Source organism: Bradyrhizobium sp. SUTN9-2, from assembly GCF_003122645.1.
Classification (GTDB): Bacteria; Pseudomonadota; Alphaproteobacteria; order Rhizobiales; family Xanthobacteraceae; genus Bradyrhizobium; species Bradyrhizobium yuanmingense.
The window spans coordinates 7,052,652-7,074,764 of the sequence record NZ_LAXE01000001.1 but is presented as its reverse complement, the minus strand read 5'-3'; the positions used below and the strand labels follow the sequence as shown (position 1 = coordinate 7,074,764).

The window sequence follows — 22,113 nt, the reverse complement described above, 5'->3', positions numbered from 1 at the left end:
CCGGCTTGGACCAGCTCGCGTCCACCGGCCGCTCCTGTTCGTCACGGCCCGCGATGTTTGTGCGGGCCTGCCGGGCGCTGCTGGAACTCATGCAGGCCCGGCGCGAGCGGTCTCGGGTCCGCTGCCAGCTCGCGGCCATGACCGAACGCGAGCTTCAGGATTTCGGGATGTCCCGGAGCGAGATCGAGCACGAGCTCAGAAAGCCGGTTCGGCGGAAATGAACGGAGTGGACCCCCGATGTCTCGCCTCTCGCAGTGCCAAGGCCGGCGGAACTATTGCGTGCCGCCGGCGTTCCCTCGGTTGCCGGGCGCGTCGCGCCCGCGGCAACCTGCGTTCTCGGGAATTTCATGCTGGCTGGGGCTTCGGACGTTTCAACGCAGGGAGGCCGCAGCTTCTCCGGACTGCGCGAACGACTAAGAGACGCAACGTCGGCCGCGCACCGCGACCTCGACGCGCAGCTATCGGCGTTCGATCTGACCGAGCTCTCCGGCTATCGGCGCTTTCTGCAAGCCAGCGCCGGCGCCTTGCTGCCGCTCGAGACGGCACTCGTCGAGGCCGACGTCAGCAGGGCTTTCTCGGACTGGCCGGAGCGGTCGCGAAGCGTGGCAATCCTGGCTGATCTCGAGCGCCTCGGCAGCGCGGTGCCGAGGCTGGTGTCCGTACCCCCACTGACGCGCAGCGGCGTGCTGGGCACGATGTATGTGCTCGAAGGCTCCCGTCTCGGGGCAAAATTCCTGCTGAAGATGGTCGCGGATTCCGGCAATCCGCGCATCCGCGAAGCTGTCGCCTATCTCAGTCACGGCACCGGCAGGCGGTTTTGGCAAAGTTTCCTGGCGAAGCTTGCAATCGACGAGCGTTCGGACGAAGACGAGGCGATCGCGGCGGCCCACATCGCCTTCGCCGCATTCGAGCAGGCGGCGGACCGGTCATGAACCAGGCCGTCAATCTCACCAATTGCGATCGCGAGCCGATCCACATTCCTGGCAGCGTGCAGCCGTTTGGCTTCCTGCTGGCCGTGCTCTCGGATTTCACGATCTGCATGGCGTCGGACAACGTCGAGAGCTTCCTTGGAACGGATGTTGCCGACCTGCTGCAGCGGCCGCTGTCGGGCGTGATCTCCGAGGCGGCGGTCGAAACGATCCGCAGCCGGGTCGATCATCTCGGCGGTCCGGATGCGACCGAACGCCTGTTCGGCGTCGAGCTACAGCCGGGCAAACCACCCTTCGATCTTTCGATTCATCTCTCCGGCGTCTATCTGATCATCGAGGCGGAGCCGAGCGTCCACGAGCCCGGCGTCAATTCCGGCGAGCTCGTGCGCTTGATGCTCGAACGGATCCGCAAGACGCGCGGAATGGCCGATCTGGCGCGCGAGGCGGCGCGTCAGCTTAAGGTGCTGACCGGCTTCGACCGCGTCATGGTCTATCAGTTTCACCCGGACGGGTCCGGCGAGGTGATCGCCGAGACGGCGGAGTCTGGGCTCGAATCCTTTTTCGGTCTGCGTTACCCCGCCTCCGACATCCCAAGGCAGGCGCGCGCGCTCTATCAGCGCAACTGGCTGCGCATCATCGCCGACGTCGACGCGCGGCCTGCCGCGCTGATGTCCACGGCCACGCATAATGCGGGACTGCTCGACCTGTCGATGAGCGTGCTGCGCTCGGTGTCGCCGATCCACATCGAATATCTGCGCAACATGGGCGTTGCCGCCTCCATGTCGGTGTCGATCCTGCGCGACGGCAAGCTGTGGGGTCTGTTTGCCTGCCACCATTATTCGCCGCGTTACATTTCGTTCGACAAACGCACGGCCTCCGAGCTGTTCGGTCAGATGTTCTCGTGGATCGTGGAAGGCCGCGAGCGCGAGGGTGACGTCGCCTATGAGGCCCGCGCGCATCAGGTCCAGGAGCGATTGATCGAGATCGCGGCCTCGCATGAGCACAGCCGGCGGGCGATCGTCGATTTCCTGGGCGACTATCGCAAGATGATCGAGTGCGACGGCGTCGCAGTCTGGTCCGACAACAATATCGCGCTCGAGGGCGAGACCCCGACCGAAGACGAGGTGAAGGATCTCGTCGCCTTCATCAACCGGACTTCGCCGGGCCGGATCTTCGCCAGCGCCGAGATCGCCCAGGTCTACGCCGCCGGCCAGGCCTTCCGTGACCGCGCGGCGGGCTTTCTCGCCATCCCGATCTCGCGGACCCCGCGCGATTGCCTGATCTTCTTCCGCCGCGAAGTCACGCGATCGGTGAAATGGGCTGCCGATCCCAACAAGGTCTACGACGAAGGGCCGCATGGGCCGCGTCTGACCCCGCGCAAGAGCTTCGAGCTATGGCAGGAAACGGTGGCGGGGCAGTCGAAGCCGTGGTCGGCGGCCGATATCCGCATCGCCGAGAGCCTGCGCGTCACGCTGCTGGAGGTGATCCTGCAACTGTCCGACCTCGCCGCGCGCGAGCGCCGCGGGGCACAGGAGCGGCAGGAACTGATGATCGCCGAGCTCAATCATCGCGTCCGCAACATCCTGAGCCTCGTGCGCGCCCTGGTGGCGCAGAGCAAGGAGACTGCGACCGGCATCGAGGAGTTCGCCAGCGTGCTCGGCGGCCGCATCCAGGCTCTCGCGCGCGCCCACGACCAGATCACGAACCTGAACTGGGCACCCGTCGCGCTCCGCACCCTGGTCGAGTCCGAGGCCGGCGCCTATCTCGGTGCGCGCGCAGACCGGGTGAAGATGGGCGGTCCGGACGTCGCGCTCGATCCAAAGGCGTTCGCGACGCTGGCGCTCGTCGTTCATGAGATGATGACCAATTCCGCCAAGTACGGCGCGCTTGCCGATTCCACCGGCAGTGTCGAGGTGGTCTGGCGCCTCGACCCGTCTTCCAGCCTCGTCATCGAGTGGAAGGAGAGCGGCGGTCCGCCCGTGCAGCCGCCGTCGCGGCGCGGCTTCGGCACCACCATCATCGAGCGGTCGGTGCCGTTCGATCTCAAGGGCGATGCCGAGATCCGTTTCGACCTCCTGGGCGTCCAGGCGAAGTTCGTCATTCCGCCCAACTTCGTCCAGCTCGTCCCATCCATCGCGGGAGCCGCCATGCGTATCGAGGAGCAGCAATCTGCCCGTCCACGGATTTCCGACACCGCCCTGATCGTGGAGGACAACTTGATCATCGCGATGGCCGCGGAGGTCATCCTGCTCGACCTCGGCGCCCGCCACGTCGACACCGCCGCAACCGTCGACCAGGCACTGCGCTCGATCGAGCGTTCGCGGCCGAGCTTTGCCCTGCTCGACCTCAATCTCGGCAGCGAGAGCAGCATCAAGGTCGCACAGAGGCTGAAGGAGATCGGGGTGCCCTTCATCTTCGCGACCGGCTATGGCGAGCGCGCGCCGATCCCCGAGCCATTGGCCGCCGCGCCGGTGGTCCAGAAGCCTTACACGTTGGAAGTGGTCGAGAATGCACTCGGCAAATTGCAGCAGGCCGGCGCCCAATAGGCATCCCCTGACGAACAGCATGCATCGGCGTGCATGGCACAGCGGATTCGCATGCGGCTTTGCATAGCTGCCGCCAAAATCGGCAGATTTGGTGCAGGTCGAGATCGGGCGCGCGAGGAATTTGAAGGTTCAATTAAGAAGTGTCCCCCATTCTGTCGCGGTGCAGCGTAGGCCGCCAGGGCGCGGCGTGCGGCTGCCGGAGTGGCCGTGACGATCGCCGGAGTCGTTCGGCCCCTCGAATTCACATGCATCTGGGTGGACAGTGGGAATGCCGAAATTTCGTTTGCGGATCAGGGGACGCCTGTACGCAGGCTTCATGGCCCTGGTGGCGGTGGGTGTCGTGATGGCGGTGGTTGCCGTCTGGAATTTGCGGGATGTGCAGGATCAGGTCGCAAGACAATCCGCCCTCTCGGACAGCACGGCGCGGGTGCTGGAAATATCGGCCCATCTGCAGGCGATTCAGCGGGCCAATTTGCGCTACGTCTACGACGGCAACGAGTCCGCAATGAAGGAAGCGCAAGAGCGCGAGACCGCGGCGAGCGAGCTGCTCCGGGTCGGCGCTCAGGGGGCGCTCTCCGAGGAGCGGCGCGCGCTCTACAACGGCCTGATCGACGAGATCGCGAAAATGCGACGCCTGCGTGACAATCTCGGCGACGCCGTCAACGAGACGAGAACGGGCAAGGCGACGCTGCTGCCGAGTGGCGAGGACCTGGCCACCAAGACGAACAAGCTCGTCGACGTGGCGCGCGCCGCCGTCGATGAAGATACCGCTTCCCTCGTCGCCGATCTCGAATCCCGAATCCTGCTCGTGAGGATCGTAAACTGGCGTTTTCTGGCCCTTCGCGATGCGCAGGGCCCTGCGACCTTCAGGGCGAGCATCGACAGGGCATTACAACGGCTCGGGGCACTCGAAAAGAGCCCGCAGGCGGCGGCGTTGCGCGCCACGCTGGCGCCGGTGAAGACCTCGCTTGAAACCTACAAGACGGCGTTCGAGACGACCTCCGCAGCGATGCTTAAAGCGGACGAGATCTACCACAAGAGCCTCGCGCCCCTCATCGTCGACAGCATCGGCAAGCTCAAGGTGGCGGAAACGACGCTGAAGGAGGACTACCAGGTATCGCGCACCACCGCCGAGGCCGTGATCGCGGGAACGACGACCGTGCAGGAGATCGCCGGCGGCCTCGCCATCCTGTTCGGAGGCATCGTCGCCTTCCTCATCGCCCGCAGCATCGTCGGTCCGCTGACCTCGATGACGCAGGCGATGGGGCGGCTTGCCGGCGGCAATCTCGAGGTCGAGATTCCCGGCCGCGGCAGGGTCGACGAGATCGGCGACATGGCCAAGGCGATCCAGGTCTTCAAGGACAACATGATCGAGACCGAGAGCATGCGCGCCGAGCAGGCCGAACTCGAGGCGCGGCAGGCCGAGAACCGCAGGAAAGACATGGCCAGGCTCGCCGATCAGTTCGAGCAGGCCGTCGGCGAGATCGTCAACACGGTGTCGTCGGCATCGGGCGAGCTCGAAGCCTCCGCCGGCACGTTGACGACGACTGCCGCGCGCGCCCAGGACCTCTCGACGGAGGTCGCCAGCGCTTCGCAGGAGGCCTCGGCCAATGTGCAGGCGGTCGCCTCTGCGACCGAGGAGCTCTCCTCCTCGGTCTCCGAGATCGCCCGCCAGGTGCAGGAATCCGCCCGCATCGCCACCGAGGCTGTCGGTCAGGCGAGCCGGACCAACGAGCGCGTCGGTGCGCTCTCCAAGGCCGCCGCGCGGATCGGTGACGTGGTCGAGCTGATCAGCACCATTGCCGGCCAGACCAACCTCTTGGCGCTGAACGCCACGATCGAGGCGGCGCGTGCGGGCGAAGCCGGCCGCGGCTTTGCCGTGGTCGCTACCGAGGTCAAGGCGCTCGCCGAGCAGACGGCAAGGGCCACCGGCGAGATCGCCCAGCAGGTCTCCGGCATCCAGGCCGCGACCGAGGAGTCGGTCGGTTCGATCCGGGAGATCAGCGGCACCATCGAGCGGCTGTCGGAGATCGCCTCGACGGTCGCCGCGGCCGTGGAGCAGCAGGGCGCGGCGACGCAGGAGATCTCCCGCAACGTCCAGCAGGCGGCCCAGGGCACGCAGCTCGTCTCGTCCAACATCGGCGACGTGCAGCGCGGCGCCTCCGAGACCGGCTCGGCCTCCTCGCAGGTTTTGTCGGCGGCGCGCTCGCTGTCGGCCGACAGCAACCGGTTGAAGCAGGAAGTCGCCAAGTTCCTGAGCTCGGTCCACGCTGCCTGACGTCTTGAAAGCAAGAGGCCACGCGGATGCGCGTGGCCTCGAACAGCGGCGCGATCAAGCCACCTTGGTGGTCATGTGCTTGAACATGTTGGCTCGCGCTTCGTCGTCCATCTCGGCCTTGAAGGTGAACTTGTCCTTCAGGGCGATGGCACGCGCCGCCGCCGGGCGCGCCGAGATCTCGTCGACCAGCCGCTTCACGTTCGGGTATCGCGCAAAGGCGTCGTCGCCGAGCTTGAACGGCACCATCCGCGCCCAGCCCCACATCGCCATGTCGACGATCGAATAGCTGTCGCCGACCATGTAGCGGCGGTCCTTCAGGTGAGCGTCGAGGATCTTGTAGTGGCGGTCGGTCTCGTACTGATAGCGGTTGTTGGCGTAGTCGTGGTTCTGGTCCTTCGGCGCAAAATGCTTGAAGTGCACGGCCTGACCCGAAAACGGCCCGACGCCGCTCGCGACGAACATCAGCCAGGACAAGAGCTCGGCGCGGTTGGAGGGGAGGAATTTGCCGGTCTTCTCGGCGAGATAGAGCAGGATGGCGTTCGAATCGAACACGATGGTGCCCCCATCGTCGATCGCCGGCACCTTGCCGTTCGGATTGATCTTGAGGAATTCCGGCGTGAACTGCTCGCCCTTGCGGGTGTCGACCTTCACCGGCTCGTAGGGCAGGCCGGATTCTTCGAGATAGAGCGCGACCTTGGTCGGGTTCGGTGATCCATTGAAATAGAACTTGAGCATCAAGCATCTCCCCGGTGTCTATATTGCCGCGCGCGGCCGCGGCCTCGTTGGGCGAGCCTGTCTTGCCTGAACCTCGCCCGAGAGAGCAACCGGCGAGTTTGCCGGGCGGTGTCTGCGCGGTACGCAGATCAGGCGGCGTAACAGAGGCCGATTGCCGCCGCGAGGACCATGGCCGCGCCCACGGCCTCCAGCCGCAGGCCGAGCCGCGCGGCGAGATGCATGTCGGAGGCCCGTGCCGCGCGCTCCGACCCGCGCGCATAGCCGTGGACGATAACGTCGTGGTTGAAATTGTCGTGCGCCTCGTTGCTGCTGGCGAGCCCGACGCAGATCACGAGCACGCCGAACAGCGCCAGGCCGAAGAATCCGAGCAGCGCGATCAGGAACATCGGAAACATGTCGATCAGGAAGATCGGCAGCAGCGGCACCAGCAGCAATGTCTCGGACTGTCGTCGCATGGGAGCAGGCCGGTCAGGACGGAGGCTGATGGGGGCGAGTCTAGTCCTGGTTGGCGCGGCTTTCAACTCACGCGGACGTCATTCCGGGGCGCGCGAAGCGCGAGCCCGGAATCCATTGGGCGGCATGGGACGCTGTTGGATGGATTCCGGGCTCGCGCGCTTTGCGCGCGCCCCGGAATGACTTAGGAGAGGAAACTACTCCGCCGCCATTCCCGCGCGGATCTCGGCGCGGAGCTCGTCGATCAGCTTGAGGCCCTTCTTGGTCTCGACGTGCCAGAAGGTCCAGCCGTTGCAGGCCTGCGCGCCTTGCGCCACCGCGCCGATCCGGTGGATCGAGCCGACCTTGTCGCCAAGCATGATGGCGCCGTCGGCGCGCACCAATGCGCCCAGCTTCTTCTTGGCGTCGAACAGCTTGGTGCCGGGCATGATCATGCCGCGCTCGATCAGCTCGGAGAACGCAACGCGCGGCGCCTCGCGCGCGGTCATGAACGGGGCAAGGCTTTCTTCCGGCAACGGTTCGACCTTGGCGATGCGCGCCTCGGCCGCCTTGGCGTAGGTCTTGTCGCGCTCGAAGCCGACATAGGAGCGGCCGAGGCGCTTGGCGACCGCGCCGGTGGTGCCGGTGCCGTTGAACGGGTCGATGACGAGATCGCCGGGCTTGGACGAGGACAGCAGCACGCGCGCCAGCAGGCCTTCCGGCTTCTGTGTCGGATGCACTTTCTTGCCGTCGGCGCCCTTGAGGCGCTCCTCGCCGGTGCAGAGCGGAATCAGCCAGTCGGACCGCGCCTGCACATCCTCGTTGGCGGCCTTCAATGCCTCGTAGTTGAACGTGTAGCCCTTGGCCTTCTCGTCACGCGCGGCCCAGATCATGGTTTCGTGCGCGTTGGTGAAGCGGCGGCCGCGGAAATTCGGCATCGGATTGGTCTTGCGCCAGACGATGTCGTTCAGCAGCCAGAAGCCGAGGTCCTGCATGATGGCGCCGACGCGGAAGATGTTGTGATAGGAGCCGATCACCCAGATCGTCGCCGACGGCTTCATGGCGCGGCGTGCGGCGAGCAGCCAGGCGCGGGTGAAATCGTCGTAGGCGGCAAACGAATCGAACTTGTCCCAGTCGTCGTTGACGGCATCGACATGGGATTCGTCGGGGCGCTTGAGGTCGCCCTTGAGCTGCAGATTGTAGGGCGGGTCGGCGAAAACCAGGTCGACGCTGCCTGCCTGGAGCTTCGACATCTCGGCGACGCAATCGCCGACGATGATGCGATGCGAAGGCGACTCAAAATTTGTGCGGGGCGCCCTTGCAGACGCCCCGCGACGCGACTCTACCATGACTCAAGAACTCTGACTCAGGCGACGCTGTCGGCGACGCGGGACCAAACAACCGACTGCCCGTTACATTGAAGGGGCAAAGTAAAAATCGACTTAACCCGCCGCTTTCGTGAGCACTCCCCGCATGATCGTTCGCGCACAAATTGTTGCGCGCATTCGCCTTGTTTTACAGTGTATTTCGCGATTGCGCGGCTCGCGGGATCGATCGTGGCGGGAAAAAGGCTGTAAATTTCTCTCGGAAAAACTGCTCGGCCCTCGGAAAAATTTGCTGGCATCGACAGGCTGTCGCACTAGGCAATTTTTGCCGGCCACGATATTGATAAAAGCAACGGAAATTTTACGTATGTGGCGCGTTGAGCTTTCGCGTTTCTGTGCGCCGTCGAAACTTAAATCAGGGACCCCAGAGGAAAGGCCGCCATGCGCTACGATGACTTCCGCCGCAGCGACGACATCGAGGATCGTCGCGACGAAGGTGGTGGCTTTGGCGGAGGCGGAGGCGGCGGGTTCGGCCTGCCGATGGGCGGTGGCGGGCTTGGCATCGGCACCATCATCATCCTCGGCCTGGTAGGCTACGCCTTCGGCATCGATCCCCGAATCCTGATCGGCGGCGCCGAGATCCTCTCCGGCGGCGGCCATGCGCCGACCTATCAGACCGATCGTCAGGCCTCCTCCGGCAAGCGCGGCGCGCCGACCGACGAGATGGGCAGCATGATCTCCGGCATCCTCGGCGAGCTCGACGATCGCTGGAGCGAGATCTTCCAGGCCAACGGCCAGTCGTACACCGGTCCGAAGATCGTGCTGTTCCGCAACGCCACCAATGGCGGCCGCTGCGGCATGGCGCAGTCGGCCATGGGGCCGTTCTATTGTCCGCCCGATCGGACCATCTTCCTCGACACCGCCTTCTTCCGCGAGGTCGAGACCCGCTTTCGCGGCTGCTCCGGCAAGTCGGCGTGCAATTTCACCACCGCCTACATCATCGCGCACGAGGTCGGCCATCACATCCAGAACCTGCTCGGCATCATTCCGCGCGTGACGCGGCTGCAGCAGCAGGTCGGCTCGAAGGCCGAGGCCAATGCGCTCCAGGTCAAGGTGGAGTTGCAGGCCGATTGTCTGTCCGGCGTCTGGGTCAACCGTGAGGCGAAGAAGCGTCCGAACTTCCTCGAGCCCGGCGACATCGAGGCGGCGCTGACCACGGCGAGCGCGATCGGCGACGACACGCTGCAACGCCAGGCCACCGGCCGCGTGGTACCCGACTCCTTCACCCACGGCTCGGCGGCGCAACGCAAGCAATGGTTCATGATCGGCTACCAGCAGGGCACGGTCCAAGCCTGCAACACGTTCGGTGCGGGGGCGTTGTAACGCGTCAGCCCCGGAACGACGAGCGAGGGTGAAGAATGGCCTCCATCGACGAATCCAAACAATTCATCCCGCTCAACATTGCGGTGCTCACGGTGTCCGACACGCGCGCGCTTGCGGACGACAAGTCCGGTCAGACCCTCGCCGATCGTCTCACCGCTGCGGGTCATCATCTCGCCGCGCGCGAGATCGTCACCGATGATGTCGAGGCGATCCGCGCCGTGATCCGCCGCTGGATCGCCGATAGCGGCATCGACGTCGTCATCACCACCGGCGGCACCGGCTTTACCGGGCGCGACGTCACGCCCGAGGCGATCGAGCCGCTGTTCGAGAAGCGCATGGACGGCTTCTCGATCGCCTTCCACATGCTGAGCCACGCCAAGATCGGGGCGTCGACGATCCAGAGTCGCGCCACCGCCGGCGTGGCGGGCGCGACCTACATCTTCTGCCTGCCGGGCTCGCCCGGCGCCTGCCGCGACGGCTGGGACGGCATCCTGGCGGCTCAGCTCGACTACCGCACGCGCCCCTGCAATTTCGTCGAGATCATGCCGCGGCTGGACGAGCATCTGCGCCGGCCGAAAGCGCAGGGCGCGACGGTGTGAGTTCTTGCTTTTCTTCCCTTCACCCCTTGTGGGAGAAGGTGGCGCGAAGCGCCGGATGAGGGGTTCTCTCCGCGCGCACCAATGCTTGTGGAGACATACCCCTCACCCAAGCGAGCTTGCATTTGCCAGTTGACATGCCCTCTCCCGCAAGGGGAGAGGGCGCAGCAACGCGCATCTCGCTCGCTGCGAGATCAGAGATCCAGCTCCCACGTCTCGCCGACCAGGTCGGCACCGAAGCTGTGATGCGGCTCCGTCGCGACCAGCTTGAATCCCGCGCTTTGATAAATCCCGCGCGCAGCCACCAAAATGCTCTGCGTCCACAGCGTCATCTTGCTGTAGCCGCGCTCGCGGGCGCCCTGGATGCATTGCTCGACGAGGGCGCGGCCGACGCCGAGGCCCCGTGCTTTCTTCTCAACCTGCAACAGGCGGAGTTTGGCGATCTCGTCCGTGGCCTTGACCAGGAACACCGAGCCGACCGGCTCGCCACCGACCTCCGCGATCCAGCAGTGCTCGCGCGCGGCGTCGTAATTCCTGATGAACTGTGCGCAGATCTCGGCGACCAGCGCCTCGTAACTGATGTCCCAATTGTAGTCCGCAGCATAGGCGGCGCCCTGGCGGGAGATCACCCAGCCCATGTCGCCGACGCGATGGCTGCGCAGCATGAAAGAAGCGGGCGGGCTTCGGCGTTGCTCCAGCACGGCCACGATCGTGGCCATCGCCTGCGTGAGCCGGGTCGCATCGCCAGGCGAAAGCTGAGCCAGCATCGCGGCGACCTCGTTTTGCGAGTTCAGGTTCAGCTTGGCGAAAGCCTGTCGGCCTTTGGCGGTCAGGCTGAGCTGGTACTGCCTGCGGTCCGCGGGCAGCGGCTTTCGCGTGATCAGCCCCTTCTCGTCGAAGCTCTGGACGATGCGGCTGAGATAGCCGGGATCGAGACCGAGCTCGTGTCCGATCTCTTTTGCGGCAAGGTCGTCGCGATGGGCGAGCTCGTAGAGCACCCGCGCCTCGCTGAGCGAGAACGGACTATTGCCGAGGTGCTGGTCGAGCACACCGAGCTTGCGGGTGTAAAAGCGGTTGAAGGCGCGAACCGCCGCGACGGGGTCGCCGGCAGCCTGTTCGGCGACGGCGCTTGACGGCAAAGCTTTCGATAGCATGGGATCACCTCGATATTTGCCATTGTCAATTAATTGATTGACGTTGGCAAGTATCTCGGCGCTTCAGCCGACCATGACAATCCGGCTGCGCAGCATGGTCCTGGACGACCGGCCGAGCCGCCGGAGCAGCCGCGCCTCGGAATGCCGGGCGTGGGGCGGGTATCCGCCGATCCGGTCGTAATGATCGCGCGCGATCAGCAGCCCTTGATCGCCGAGCGGACCGACGAGCCTGCGCGCCACCGCCCAGAGGACGTCGCGCACTGCGGTATTTGCGTAGGGCGAGCGGGCATAGCGGAACACCGCGGCACGATCCCGGCCGCTGGTGGCGACGGCCTGGATGAACTGGGTGGTTTCCTCGATCCAACCGGTTTCCAGCACAGCGCCGGCAGGCAGGAACATCAGCCAGGGCGATCGGGCCTGGAGCGCGCCGGCGGCGAGCGCAGCGCCTTGCGAATGCCCTTCGAAGCCGATGAAACGGCAGCCCGCGGCGTCGGCAACGCGCTCGATAACGCCGTTGCGCGTGCCGTCGACCAGAAGCACTTCCCGGATTACGCCGGCTGTGGCGCCGGGCACCAGCGCGGCCAGGGTTGCGACCGCCGTCTGCTCGACACCTTCGGTCGGAATGATGACGCTCAGCATGATTGAGGCTTCAGTTTCCGCACTTCGGGAGAAGCGTAGCGTTGCATGATGTTGTCATAAACCCGTCGCGCTGCCGAGTGCAACTTTCGGAAGGGGCTTCGGCGTGCGATGGTAAACTGCCGCGAGTTCATCGCGGCCAGATGTGCCAGGCGCGGCTGGTAATATTGCCGAATGTTTCGGCACAAGCCGATCCTGACGGTATTAACCCCGAATGCTTCGTGGCGACGTTTCGCTGCCCGGGAGAGACTTTGCATGAACGCCGATCACCTCGCCGTTGGCACCGCGCCAACATCGCCGAAGCAGGAGGCCGCGCCGACCTTGCGGATCCGGGCGCTGATGCTGGGCGACCGCATCAACGCGTCTGGCCTCGAGATCGGCACGCTGGTGTCCTCGACGCCGGCCGCCTTCCGCGTTCATGCCGGCCTTGCCGTGATCTTTCGCTACGGCGTCGTCGTGCTGATCGGGCTGTTGCCGTCGGAGGAGAAGGTCCTCGTCGACAACCTGAGATCGCGCGTTACCGGAGAGTTCAGCCCCTACGAGGAGGAGATCGCGCAGGCGCAGCTCTGCAACGAGGAAGCCGGCGAGACGATCCAGCCGGGCGGGCCGATCTGCCTCGCCAAGTTCTCCGACGACCGGCTGCTGCTGGTTGCGGACGCACTCGCCAAGAGCACGTCGCTGGCGCGCGACGAGCGGCGCGTCGCCGCGGTCTTCGACGTCATCGAGCCGTTTGCACGGGAGCTCGCCGAGCGCGGTCGCACGCCGCAACGGCGCAAGGGTATCCTGCAATTGATCGGCAACGCGCTGCTGGTGCAGCAGCGGGTCGCCGGCCGCGTCGCCGTCGCCGAGAAGCCCGACGTGCTCTGGGAGAAGCCCGAGCTCGACCGGCTCTATTCGCGCCTGGAGGACGAATACGAACTGAAGGAGCGCCTCGACACGCTCGAGCGCAAGCTTGCCGCGGTGTCGGAGACCGCCAACGCGCTGACCGATATCATCGACACCCAGCGCTCGCTCCGCCTGGAGATCGCCGTCGTGGTGCTGATCCTGATCGAGGTCGCGATGGCGACTTTTCAGCTCCTGACCGGCCGCGGTCACTAAGCATGATGAGATCAGGTTTGATTGCTATAACGTAAGTGCACTCCCTCTCCCGCTTGCGGAGAGGGTGTTTTCGCAACGGGATAACGCCCTAGATCAGAGCCGCGCAATGGCGCGCGATCATCATCTCTTCGTTGGTGGGGATGACGAAGACCTCGACCATGCTGTCGTTGCCGTTGATGCGCTCGCGCGCGGCATCGTTGCTTGCGGCGTCGATGCGCACGCCCATCCAGGCGAGACGCTCGCCGATCGCGCCGCGGATCTCCTTGGCGTGCTCGCCGATGCCACCGGTGAAGATCAGGCAGTCCAGGCCGCCGAGCGTGGTCGCCATCATCGCGACCTGCTGCGCCGCACGGAACGTGAAGAGGTCGACGGCCTCACGCGCCGCAGCCTCGCGGCTCGCCAGCAGCGTGCGCATGTCGGCGGATATCCCTGAGACGCCGAACAGGCCTGACTCGCGATAGAGCAGGTGCTGGACATTCTCGACCGACATGTTCTCGTGCTGTTGCAGATAGAGCAGCACGCCCGGATCGATCGCACCGCAGCGCGTGCCCATCACGAGGCCGTCGAGCGGCGTCAGCCCCATCGTGGTGTCGATGCTGTGGCCATCGCGCAGGGCGCAGAGGCTGGCGCCATTGCCGAGATGCGCGATGACAGTGCGCTTGGCCACGAGCTCCGGCGCGATCTCGGCCAGGCGTCCCGCGACATATTCGAACGAAAGGCCGTGAAAGCCGTAGCGCCTGATCCCACGCGCCTCGAATCGCCGGGGAATGGCGAAGCGGCTCGCCGGCGGCGCGAGGCCGTGATGGAAGGCGGTGTCGAAACACGCGATCTGCGTCAGCCCGGGCCGGATCGCCGCCAGTGTGCGCACCGGCGCGAGGCAGCGCGGCTGGTGCAGCGGCGCCAGCGGCGTCAAGGCCTCCAGTTTCGCAATGATGTCGTCTGTCAGGACCTCCGGGCCTGAATAATCCGGCCCGCCGTGGACGATGCGATGGCCGATGGCCCGCAGGCTGCGTCCACCGAACCGGTCCTCGATGAAGGTGAGCACGTCCGCGAACAGATGGCCGCGGGCTCCGTCAGGCGCCTGATTGCTTGTCTCGAACAGGTCTTCGCCCGTGGGGCCCTTCACCACCAGCCGGGGTTTGGCCTCGTGCTCGTCCAGCAGGCCCTTGCAGAGCAGGGCGGGCTCGGCCGCCGCGACATCGAACAGGCCGAACTTGATGCTCGACGATCCCGAGTTGAGGACGAGGACCGTGTCCGGCATCGCTAGTCGCCGGCCTCGGCCGGCGTGATGCCGCCGGCGCTGTTCTGCCAGACCCAGTCACGTATTTCAGGCATGTCTTCACCGTGCTCGCGGACATAACGGGAGTGTTCGATCAGCCTGTCGCGGAATTGCTGCTTCACCTGAGCGGCCTTGGTCGCCAGTCCCGGCACCCGTTCGATCGCCTCGATCGCGAGGTGGTAGCGGTCGAGTTCGTTGAGCACGACCATGTCGAAGGGCGTCGTCGTGGTGCCCTCCTCGGCAAAGCCGCGTACATGCATGCCGGCATGGTTGGTGCGATTATAGGTCAGCCGGTGAATGAGATAGGGATAGCCGTGATAGGCAAAGATCACAGGCTTGTCGCGCGTGAACAGGCTGTCGAAGTCGCGGTCGGACAGGCCGTGCGGATGCTGCTCCCTCGGCTGCAGCGTCATGAGGTCGACGACGTTGACGACGCGGATCTTCAAGTCCGGCAGCGCCTTGCGTAGGAGGTCGACGGCAGCGAGCGTCTCCAGCGTCGGCACGTCGCCGGCGCAGGCCATGACGACGTCGGGCTCGCCCTTTCCGTCCTCCGTGCCCGCCCAGGTCCAGATGCCGATGCCGGCATCGCAATGCGTCGCCGCGTCCTGCATCGACAGCCATTGCGGCGCCGGCTGCTTGCCGGCGACGATTACGTTGATGCGGTTATAGGTGCGCAGGCAGTGGTCGGCGATCCACAGCAGCGTATTGGCGTCCGGCGGGAAGTAGATGCGGACGATGTCGGCCTTCTTGTTGGCGACGAGATCGACGAAACCGGGGTCCTGATGGCTGAAGCCGTTATGGTCCTGGCGCCAGACATGCGAGGTCAGCAGATAATTGAGCGAGGCGATCGGACGCCGCCACGGCAGCTCCCGCGTCACCTTCAGCCATTTGGCGTGTTGGTTGAACATGGAATCCACGATGTGGATGAAGGCCTCGTAGCAGGAGAAGAAGCCGTGCCGTCCGGTGAGCAGATAGCCCTCCAGCCAGCCCTGGCAGAGATGCTCGCTCAGCACCTCCATGACGCGGCCGTCCTGGGCGAGGTGCACGTCGTAAGGCTCGGTGGGCTCCATCCAGACGCGTTCGGTGGCTTCGAACACGGCGTCGAGCCGGTTCGATGCCGTCTCGTCCGGGCCCATGATGCGGAAGTTGCGCTCCTTCGCGTTGAGGCGGATGACATCGCGCAGGAATTTGCCGAGCTCGCGCGTCGCTTCCGCCACGACCTCGCCGGGTTGCGGCACCTCGATCGCGAAGCTGCGGAAGTCGGGCAGCTTCAGCTCCTTCTTCAGCACGCCGCCATTGGCATGTGGATTGGCGCCCATGCGCCTGATGCCGTCGGGCGCAAGCGTCTGAAGCTCGGCAATGAGCACGCCGTTGCCATCGAACAGCTTTTCCGGCTCGTAACTGCGCATCCAGTCTTCGAGCACCTTGAGATGCGCCGGGTTCTCGCGGCAGCCTGCGACTGGCACTTGATGCGCGCGCCAAAAGCCCTCGACCTTCTTGCCGTCGACCTCCTTCGGGCCGGTCCAGCCCTTCGGGCTGCGCAGCACGATCATCGGCCAGCGCGGCCGCTCGACGCTTGTGCGACCGTCGCGGGCATGTTGCTGGATCGAGCGGATGCTGGCGAATGCAACGTCGAGCGCATCGGCCATGGCCTGGTGCATCAATTTGGGATCGTCGCCGCTGACGAACAGCGGCTCATGGCCGAACCCGCGGAAAAGGTCGCGGATCTCCGCGTCCTGCATCCGCCCGAGCACGGTGGGGTTGGCGATCTTGTAGCCGTTGAGATGCAGGATCGGCAGCACTGCGCCGTCATGGGCGGGGTTCAGGAACTTGTTGGAGTGCCAGGACGCAGCGAGCGGGCCGGTCTCGGCCTCGCCGTCGCCGACCACGCAGGCGACGATCAAATCCGGATTGTCGAATGCGGCGCCATAGGCGTGCACCAGCGCATAGCCAAGCTCGCCGCCTTCGTGAATCGAGCCGGGCGTTTCCGGTGCCGCATGGCTCGGAATGCCGCCGGGGAAGGAGAACTGCCGAAACAGCTTGCGCAATCCATCCGCATCGCGCGCGATCTCGGGATAGATCTCGCTGTAGCTGCCTTCGAGATAAGTGTTGGCGACCATGCCCGGACCGCCATGGCCGGGACCGCAGACATAGATCACGCTGACATCGAGCGCCCGGATGACGCGGTTGAGATGGGCGTAGATGAAGTTCAGGCCCGGCGTCGTGCCCCAATGACCCAGCAGACGCGGCTTGATGTGCTCGGGCCGCAGCGGCTCGCGGAGCAGCGGATTGTCGAGCAGGTAGATTTGCCCGACCGAGAGGTAGTTGGCGGCGCGCCAATAGCGATCGAGCAGATCGAGGTCGCTGCTCGCTTCGGCCGTTTTTTGTTGGATTGTCATGTTCCTGCCGACCTTCACTTCGCGATCGTCACCAACCCGGTTCCGGGGCGATCGATCCGTCGGGCATGAAACGGGATGGTCGTGACGGCCGTGTTGCGTGAGGTCAAAGGCAGGCGCGCGAAGTTTGGGCAGCTCTACTGTGCATGGGGTTGTTTTCACGTTTTTGGTTTGTGTTCTTGATTTGTTCCTATGTCGTGCTATCTTGGCTGCATGAGTCCAGCATCCTCTCATGCTCTCAAGCACCCGCCGGTCACGGCGCCCTCCGAGCCGGCGGGTGCGCCTTCAGATTTCCCCGAGCTTGGCGTCGCCATCGACCGCGCCCGACGGCGAGGGCGGGGCGCGCAGTCCAACGCCAGCGGCCGTTACGAGGCCGAGGCGCGCGTCGCTTTCGACGACGGCTGGCAGAGCCTCGACGAGCTGCCGCCGTTCAAGACGAGTGTCGCCATCGACACCTCACGCAAGGTGATCACCCGCAACGATTCCCCCGACATCGGTTTCGACCGCTCGATCAATCCCTATCGCGGCTGCGAGCACGGCTGCGTCTATTGCTTCGCGCGGCCGACCCACGCCTATCTCGGCCTGTCGCCGGGGCTCGACTTCGAGTCAAAACTGTTCGTGAAGCCCGAGGCGCCTTCGCTGCTCGAGAAGGAGCTTGCGGCTCCCGGCTACGAGCCGCGGATGATCGCGATCGGCACCAACACCGATCCCTACCAGCCGATCGAGCGCGAGCGCAAAATCATGCGCGGCATTTTGGAAGTGCTGGAGCGCGCAGGGCATCCCGTCGGCATCGTCACCAAGTCGGCGCTGGTGCTGCGCGACATCGACATTCTCCAGCGGATGGCCAAGCGCAACCTCGCCAAGGTCGCGATCTCGGTCACCTCGCTCGATCCGAAGCTGGCGCGCACCATGGAGCCGCGGGCCTCGACGCCGCCGAAACGGCTGGAGGCGCTCAAGCAGCTCTCGGACGCCGGCATTCCCACCACGGTAATGGTCGCGCCCGTGATCCCCGCACTGAACGATTCCGAGATCGAGCGCATCCTCGATGCCGCCGCCCATGCCGGGGTCAAGGAAGCCGCCTATGTGCTGCTGCGGCTGCCGCTGGAGGTGCGCGATCTCTTCCGCGAATGGCTGATGGCGAACTATCCGGACCGCTATCGCCACGTCTTCACCCTGATCCGAGACATGCGCGGCGGGCGCGACTACGACGCCAAATGGGGCGAGCGGATGAAGGGCACCGGACCGATGGCCTGGACCATCGGCCGCCGCTTCGAGATCGCCTGCGAGCGACTCGGCCTCAACAAGCGGCGCTCCAAGCTGACCATTGATCACTTTGCGCGGCCGAAGCGGAACGGTGATCAGCTCAGCCTGTTTTGAGCGGACACGTGCAAGAGGTGTCGCATGCTCAAGGAACTCGCTGTGCCGATGCCGCGGCTGACCGTCATCACGCTCGGTGTGAACGACATCCGCGCCAGCATCGCCTTTTACGACGCGCTCGGTTTCTCGCGCCGGCTGAAGGAGACCGGCGAGGCGGTTGCGTTCTACGACACCGGCGGTCCGGTGCTCGCGCTTTATCACTGGGATCGGCTCGCCGCGGACGCGTCCTTGGAGGACCAGCCGAGGCCCACCACCTTTCGCGGCATGACGCTCGCCTGGAATTGCGTGACCCGCGAGGAGGTCGACGAGGTGCTGGCATTCGCCGTCGAGAAGGGGGCCACCTTGCTGAAGGCGGCGCACGCGACCGATTACGGCGGCTATTGCGGCTATTTTGCCGATCCCGATGCACATGTCTGGGAAGTCGTGGTCGCACCCGGCATCGAGGTGGGCGAGGACCGGCGGGTGCATCTGGCGGAGTAGGGCGGGCGGCCTGAATAACGGGAATATCGTGGGTTCCCGGTTGCGCTGGCGAAGCCCCCTGGCGCACGATCCCGGCCATGATTCGGGACCCCTCCGCCAAGACCCCAGCCAAAGCCGCGCCGAAGAAAAAGGCCGCGCCGAAGGCTGTGCCCGCCAAGGCGGCAAAGATATCTGCGGCCGATGCTGCGAAGGTTCCTGCCGGTAGGAAAGGCATCATTGCCGTTGCTGCCCCCAGCTTCCGCCGCGAGCGCGTGCTGATCAAGCGCGGCGTCTGGCCGGTCGCGGGCTGCGACGAGGCTGGCCGCGGCCCGCTCGCAGGCCCCGTGGTGGCCGCCGCGGTGATTCTCGATCCCGACCGGATTCCCCGCGGCATCGACGATTCCAAGCGCCTGACCGCCGAGGAGCGCGAAAAGCTGTTCGACAAGATCTGCGCCACCGCGCAGGTCTCGGTCGCCGTCGCCTCGCCGGCGCGAATCGACCGCGACAACATCCTGCGCGCCTCGCTGTGGGCGCTGAAGCGCGCCGTGGTGGCCCTGCCCGAGGCGCCTAGGCACGTCTTCGTCGACGGCCGCGACCGGCTCGACACCGCATGCGACTGCGAGGCCGTGATCGGCGGCGACGGTATCGTGCTGTCGATCGCCGCGGCCTCCATCGTCGCCAAGGTCACCCGGGATCGCTTGATGTGCGCACTGGCGCAGGACTGCCCGGGCTACGGCTTCGAGCAGCACAAGGGCTATGCCGTCCCCGAGCATCTCGACGCGCTTGATCGCCTCGGCCCTTCCATCCACCACCGCAGCTTCTTCGCTCCCGTCGCCGCCGCCCGCGCCAAGCACATGCCCTGGACCGTCGAGCCGGTGCAGGATCTGTTCTCGGTCACCGAGGTCGAGGTGCAGGTGGAGGCGAGCGTCGAGATCGACGCTTCCGTAAATCTCTAGCGATCCTCCTACAGCTTTCCCATCCGTCATGGCCGGGCTTGACCCGGCCACCCACGTCTTACCAGCGGCACGAAGAACGTGGATGCCCGGGCCTTCGCCGCGCCGAAGCGGCTTCGGCCGCGCAGGCGGGACAAGCCCGGGCATGACGAACTGCGGCGGTTGCCACAACCCGTGACGCCCTTTATCAAAACAGACGTGAGCGAATAGGGCCGGCTGGACGGGTTGGCTGCACCTTCGGACGTTGCATGCGGTTTACCTCCCTGGTCATCGAGCTCATTCGCGCCCGGCCGCGGCTGATCGTTTGGATTGCGGTGCTGCTGCAGGCCGCGATGTGGCTGTTCGTGGCGCTGGTGTTCTACCGCAGCCCGCCCGGCACTCTCGCGACCCTTCTGGCCTTCGGCAGGGAATACCAGGTCGGCACCGATCTCGGCCCGCCGCTTGCCATCTGGCTCGCCGACATCGCCTATCGCGCCGCCGGCGGCCACATGCTCGGCGTCTATGTGCTCGCCCAGCTCTGCGAGATCGCGACCTTCGTCGCGCTCTATCATCTTTCCCGTGCCGTGGTCGGCTCGCAGCAGGCGGTGCTCGCCGTGCTCCTGACCATGACGGTGCTGGCCTTCTCCTCGTCCGCGCTGGACTTCGGTCCGCTGATCCTGGCACGGCCGCTCTGGGCGCTCTTGCTGCTGCACTCCTGGCAGATCATCGGCCAGCGCCGCGGTAATGCCTGGTTCGCCTGGTCGATCGAAGCCGGCCTCCTGCTGCTGACGACGCCCGCCGCGATCTTCCTGCTGCTGCTGATCGTCGTCTTCGCGGTTACGACCGCCGGCGGCCGCCGGACGCTGCGCGGGCTCGATCCGCTGTTCGCGCTAATCGTCGTCGCCGTGCTGGCGCTGCCCTATGCGGTCTTTCTGATGCGGGCCGAGACGCTGGCGCTTCCGGCCTTGCCGCCAGTCGCCGAGCTCAACGACCGCGCGCTGCATGCGGTCTGGCTGCTCGGCGGCCTCGTGCTCGGGGCGGCGGCGATCCCGGCGCTGACCTTTCTCAACACCGGAATGTTCGCCGGCAAGGGCGAGGAGCCGCCGATCATCTACCGCCCGCCGGTCGAGCCGCTCGCGCGCAACTTCGTCTATTTCTTCGCGTTCGCTCTGCCGCTCGGCGCAGTGCTGATCTCCGGCCTGCTGGGGCTCGATTCCGTCGTCGGCGGCCCCGGCGTCGTGCTGATCATGACGGGGCTCGCCGTGGTCGTCGCGGCCGGCGATCTCATCGCGATGCGCCGCGCGCGCATGCTCCGCATGGTCTGGGCCGCCGCCGTTGCCGCGCCCGCCGCCGGCGTGGTGCTCGGCGTCTTGTTCCTGCCCTGGACGGGCACTAGCGAAATTGCGACCTCGATGCCGGCGCGCGCGATCTCGGACTTCTTCGACGAGAGCTTCGCCCGCCGCACCAACCATCGCCTGCGCGCCGTCGCCGGCGAGACCCAGCTCGCTAGCCTGATCGCGCTGCATTCCGGCCGGCCGCATTTGTTCATCGACGCCGCCCCCGCGCGGACGCCGTGGATGAGCCAGACCAAGTTCAGCGAGACCGGCGGCGTCGTGGTCTGGCGCGCCTCCGATACCGCGGGCACGCCGCCGCCGGAGATCCTCAAGCGCTTTCCCGGCATCGTGCCGGAAGTCCCGCGCGCCTTCGAATGGCTGGTGACCGGCCGCCAGCAGCTGTTGCGCATCGGCTGGGCCATCGTGCGGCCGAAGGGGACGTAGGTCGGTGTCATTCCGGGGCGCGGCGAAGCCGCGAGCCCGGAATCCATTCATCCACCAACTCTGCCGCTCGATGGATTCCGGGCTCTCGCTTCGCGAGCCCCGGAATGACGGCGTGGGCGTCGTTACACGGCGCCCTGCGCCAGCGCCTTCGCAATCGCCCGCAGATCCTGCCAGGCCAGCCGCTTGTAGGCCGGCGAGCGCAAGAGGTAGGCCGGGTGAAACGTCGGCAGCGCGCGGATCACCCGCTGGCCGGTGTCGTAGTCGAACCAGCGCCCGCGCGTGCGCATGATGCCTTCGCGCGTCGACAGCAGCGTCTGTGTCGAAGGATTGCCAAGCGTCACCAGCACGTCGGGGTTCACCAGCTCGATCTGGCGCTGGATGAAGGGCAGGCAGATTTGCGTCTCCTGCGGCGTCGGCGTGCGGTTGCCGGGCGGCCGCCAGGGAATGACGTTGGCGATATAGGCGGTGGTGCGGTTGAGGCCGATGGCCCCTAACATCAGATCGAGCAGCTTGCCGCTGCGCCCGACGAAAGGCAGTCCCTCGATGTCCTCGTCGCGGCCCGGCGCCTCGCCGACGAACATGATGCGCGCCTGCGGGTTGCCGTCGGCGAACACGAGTCGCGTCGCGGTGTGCTTCAACGCGCAGCCCTCGAAATTTTGCATCAGCTCGCGCAGCGCCTCCAGGGTCGGCGCGGTGCGTGCGGCTTCGCGTGCCGAGGCGATGGCGACGTCCGGTGCAGGCGCGGCTTCGCCGCGCATGACCGCGGGCGCGGCGACCGGC

The 22,113-nt window shown here is 65.9% G+C and carries 19 protein-coding genes; 11 read left to right on the top strand and 8 right to left on the bottom strand.

Going from position 1 to position 22,113, the window contains the following annotated elements; genetic code table 11:
• Positions 1-5: 5 nt before the first annotated feature.
• The 4 genes from XF30_RS32785 (at position 6) to XF30_RS32770 (ending at position 5,753) form a co-directional block, all read left to right on the top strand.
• Positions 6-221 carry a DUF1127 domain-containing protein gene (locus XF30_RS32785; protein WP_225189499.1) on the top strand — a complete coding sequence of 72 codons (216 nt, stop codon included), beginning with the start codon at positions 6-8 and terminating at the stop codon, positions 219-221.
• Between the two features lie 126 nt (positions 222-347).
• Positions 348-932 carry a biliverdin-producing heme oxygenase gene (locus XF30_RS32780; protein ID WP_109145942.1) on the top strand — a complete coding sequence of 195 codons (585 nt, stop codon included), beginning with the start codon at positions 348-350 and terminating at the stop codon, positions 930-932.
• Positions 929-3,475: an HWE histidine kinase domain-containing protein gene (locus tag XF30_RS32775; RefSeq protein WP_109144985.1), complete on the top strand. Its 2,547-nt coding sequence runs from the start codon at positions 929-931 to the stop codon at positions 3,473-3,475. Before XF30_RS32780 ends, XF30_RS32775 begins: the two co-directional genes overlap by 4 nt.
• A gap of 268 nt (positions 3,476-3,743) precedes the next feature.
• Positions 3,744-5,753, top strand: coding sequence for a methyl-accepting chemotaxis protein (locus XF30_RS32770; protein WP_192893317.1), 2,010 nt, complete (start codon positions 3,744-3,746; stop codon positions 5,751-5,753).
• Positions 5,754-5,807: 54 nt separating this feature from the next.
• Here XF30_RS32770 and XF30_RS32765 read toward each other — a convergent pair whose 3' ends face one another.
• The 3 genes from XF30_RS32765 to XF30_RS32755 all read right to left on the bottom strand — a co-directional run bounded on the left by XF30_RS32765 (position 5,808) and on the right by XF30_RS32755 (position 8,269).
• Positions 5,808-6,488, bottom strand: coding sequence for a glutathione S-transferase family protein (locus XF30_RS32765; protein ID WP_036024860.1), 681 nt, complete (start codon positions 6,486-6,488; stop codon positions 5,808-5,810).
• A 128-nt stretch (positions 6,489-6,616) separates the two neighbouring features.
• Complete coding sequence (locus XF30_RS32760) at positions 6,617-6,943, bottom strand: hypothetical protein (RefSeq protein ID WP_109144983.1); 327 nt, start codon at positions 6,941-6,943, stop codon at positions 6,617-6,619.
• 195 nt (positions 6,944-7,138) lie between these two features.
• Complete coding sequence (locus tag XF30_RS32755) at positions 7,139-8,269, bottom strand: site-specific DNA-methyltransferase (RefSeq protein WP_036006312.1); 1,131 nt, start codon at positions 8,267-8,269, stop codon at positions 7,139-7,141.
• 417 nt (positions 8,270-8,686) lie between these two features.
• Here XF30_RS32755 and ypfJ point away from each other — a divergent pair, with 417 nt between their 5' ends.
• Positions 8,687-9,628, top strand: a complete 942-nt coding sequence (gene ypfJ / locus XF30_RS32750; RefSeq protein WP_036006315.1) for a KPN_02809 family neutral zinc metallopeptidase — start codon at positions 8,687-8,689, stop codon at positions 9,626-9,628.
• A 35-nt stretch (positions 9,629-9,663) separates the two neighbouring features.
• Complete coding sequence (gene moaB / locus XF30_RS32745) at positions 9,664-10,227, top strand: molybdenum cofactor biosynthesis protein B (protein ID WP_036037229.1); 564 nt, start codon at positions 9,664-9,666, stop codon at positions 10,225-10,227.
• A 191-nt stretch (positions 10,228-10,418) separates the two neighbouring features.
• On the opposite strand, the gene XF30_RS32740 is transcribed toward moaB, so the two are convergent.
• The gene (locus XF30_RS32740) at positions 10,419-11,378 is read right to left on the bottom strand and encodes a bifunctional helix-turn-helix transcriptional regulator/GNAT family N-acetyltransferase (RefSeq protein ID WP_109144982.1); all 960 of its coding nucleotides are present in this window, start codon (positions 11,376-11,378) and stop codon (positions 10,419-10,421) included.
• Positions 11,379-11,441: 63 nt separating this feature from the next.
• Complete coding sequence (locus XF30_RS32735; protein ID WP_109144981.1) at positions 11,442-12,017, bottom strand: glycosyltransferase family protein; 576 nt, start codon at positions 12,015-12,017, stop codon at positions 11,442-11,444.
• A 252-nt stretch (positions 12,018-12,269) separates the two neighbouring features.
• Between XF30_RS32735 and XF30_RS32730 the strand changes: the two genes are divergently transcribed.
• A complete protein-coding gene (locus XF30_RS32730; RefSeq protein WP_109144980.1) occupies positions 12,270-13,112 on the top strand; it encodes an RMD1 family protein in 843 nt (280 codons plus the stop codon).
• Positions 13,113-13,200: 88 nt separating this feature from the next.
• Here the strand turns inward: XF30_RS32730 and XF30_RS32725 are convergent, their stop codons facing one another.
• Both XF30_RS32725 and XF30_RS32720 read right to left on the bottom strand, forming a co-directional pair.
• Positions 13,201-14,373, bottom strand: a complete 1,173-nt coding sequence (locus XF30_RS32725; protein WP_109144979.1) for an acetate/propionate family kinase — start codon at positions 14,371-14,373, stop codon at positions 13,201-13,203.
• Positions 14,374-14,375: 2 nt separating this feature from the next.
• Positions 14,376-16,790: a phosphoketolase family protein gene (locus XF30_RS32720; protein ID WP_192893316.1), complete on the bottom strand. Its 2,415-nt coding sequence runs from the start codon at positions 16,788-16,790 to the stop codon at positions 14,376-14,378.
• Between the two features lie 210 nt (positions 16,791-17,000).
• Between XF30_RS32720 and XF30_RS32715 the strand changes: the two genes are divergently transcribed.
• From XF30_RS32715 to XF30_RS32700, 4 genes are all read left to right on the top strand, one after another.
• Positions 17,001-18,164, top strand: a complete 1,164-nt coding sequence (locus XF30_RS32715) for a PA0069 family radical SAM protein (protein WP_109144977.1) — start codon at positions 17,001-17,003, stop codon at positions 18,162-18,164.
• A 24-nt stretch (positions 18,165-18,188) separates the two neighbouring features.
• Positions 18,189-18,644, top strand: a complete 456-nt coding sequence (locus XF30_RS32710) for a VOC family protein (RefSeq protein WP_109144976.1) — start codon at positions 18,189-18,191, stop codon at positions 18,642-18,644.
• Between the two features lie 77 nt (positions 18,645-18,721).
• Complete coding sequence (gene rnhB, locus XF30_RS32705) at positions 18,722-19,579, top strand: ribonuclease HII (RefSeq protein WP_109144975.1); 858 nt, start codon at positions 18,722-18,724, stop codon at positions 19,577-19,579.
• Between the two features lie 245 nt (positions 19,580-19,824).
• Positions 19,825-21,333 (top strand): glycosyltransferase family 39 protein, encoded by a 1,509-nt coding sequence (locus tag XF30_RS32700; protein WP_109144974.1) that lies wholly within the window; start codon positions 19,825-19,827, stop codon positions 21,331-21,333.
• A 122-nt stretch (positions 21,334-21,455) separates the two neighbouring features.
• Here the strand turns inward: XF30_RS32700 and XF30_RS32695 are convergent.
• A partial coding sequence (locus tag XF30_RS32695) for a uracil-DNA glycosylase (protein ID WP_244609059.1) occupies positions 21,456-22,113 on the bottom strand: 658 nt, incomplete at its 5' end.

Coding starts and splice junctions, on each gene's coding strand:
- XF30_RS32780 (WP_109145942.1), top strand. CDS start 348: ATGCTGGCTGGGGCTTCGGACGTTTCAACGCAGGGAGGCCGCAGCTTC.
- XF30_RS32775 (WP_109144985.1), top strand. CDS start 929: ATGAACCAGGCCGTCAATCTCACCAATTGCGATCGCGAGCCGATCCAC.
- XF30_RS32770 (WP_192893317.1), top strand. CDS start 3,744: ATGCCGAAATTTCGTTTGCGGATCAGGGGACGCCTGTACGCAGGCTTC.
- XF30_RS32765 (WP_036024860.1), bottom strand. CDS start 6,488: ATGCTCAAGTTCTATTTCAATGGATCACCGAACCCGACCAAGGTCGCG.
- XF30_RS32760 (WP_109144983.1), bottom strand. CDS start 6,943: ATGCGACGACAGTCCGAGACATTGCTGCTGGTGCCGCTGCTGCCGATC.
- XF30_RS32755 (WP_036006312.1), bottom strand. CDS start 8,269: ATGGTAGAGTCGCGTCGCGGGGCGTCTGCAAGGGCGCCCCGCACAAAT.
- ypfJ (WP_036006315.1), top strand. CDS start 8,687: ATGCGCTACGATGACTTCCGCCGCAGCGACGACATCGAGGATCGTCGC.
- moaB (WP_036037229.1), top strand. CDS start 9,664: ATGGCCTCCATCGACGAATCCAAACAATTCATCCCGCTCAACATTGCG.
- XF30_RS32740 (WP_109144982.1), bottom strand. CDS start 11,378: ATGCTATCGAAAGCTTTGCCGTCAAGCGCCGTCGCCGAACAGGCTGCC.
- XF30_RS32735 (WP_109144981.1), bottom strand. CDS start 12,017: ATGCTGAGCGTCATCATTCCGACCGAAGGTGTCGAGCAGACGGCGGTC.
- XF30_RS32730 (WP_109144980.1), top strand. CDS start 12,270: ATGAACGCCGATCACCTCGCCGTTGGCACCGCGCCAACATCGCCGAAG.
- XF30_RS32725 (WP_109144979.1), bottom strand. CDS start 14,373: ATGCCGGACACGGTCCTCGTCCTCAACTCGGGATCGTCGAGCATCAAG.
- XF30_RS32720 (WP_192893316.1), bottom strand. CDS start 16,790: ATGACAATCCAACAAAAAACGGCCGAAGCGAGCAGCGACCTCGATCTG.
- XF30_RS32715 (WP_109144977.1), top strand. CDS start 17,001: ATGAGTCCAGCATCCTCTCATGCTCTCAAGCACCCGCCGGTCACGGCG.
- XF30_RS32710 (WP_109144976.1), top strand. CDS start 18,189: ATGCTCAAGGAACTCGCTGTGCCGATGCCGCGGCTGACCGTCATCACG.
- rnhB (WP_109144975.1), top strand. CDS start 18,722: ATGATTCGGGACCCCTCCGCCAAGACCCCAGCCAAAGCCGCGCCGAAG.
- XF30_RS32700 (WP_109144974.1), top strand. CDS start 19,825: ATGCGGTTTACCTCCCTGGTCATCGAGCTCATTCGCGCCCGGCCGCGG.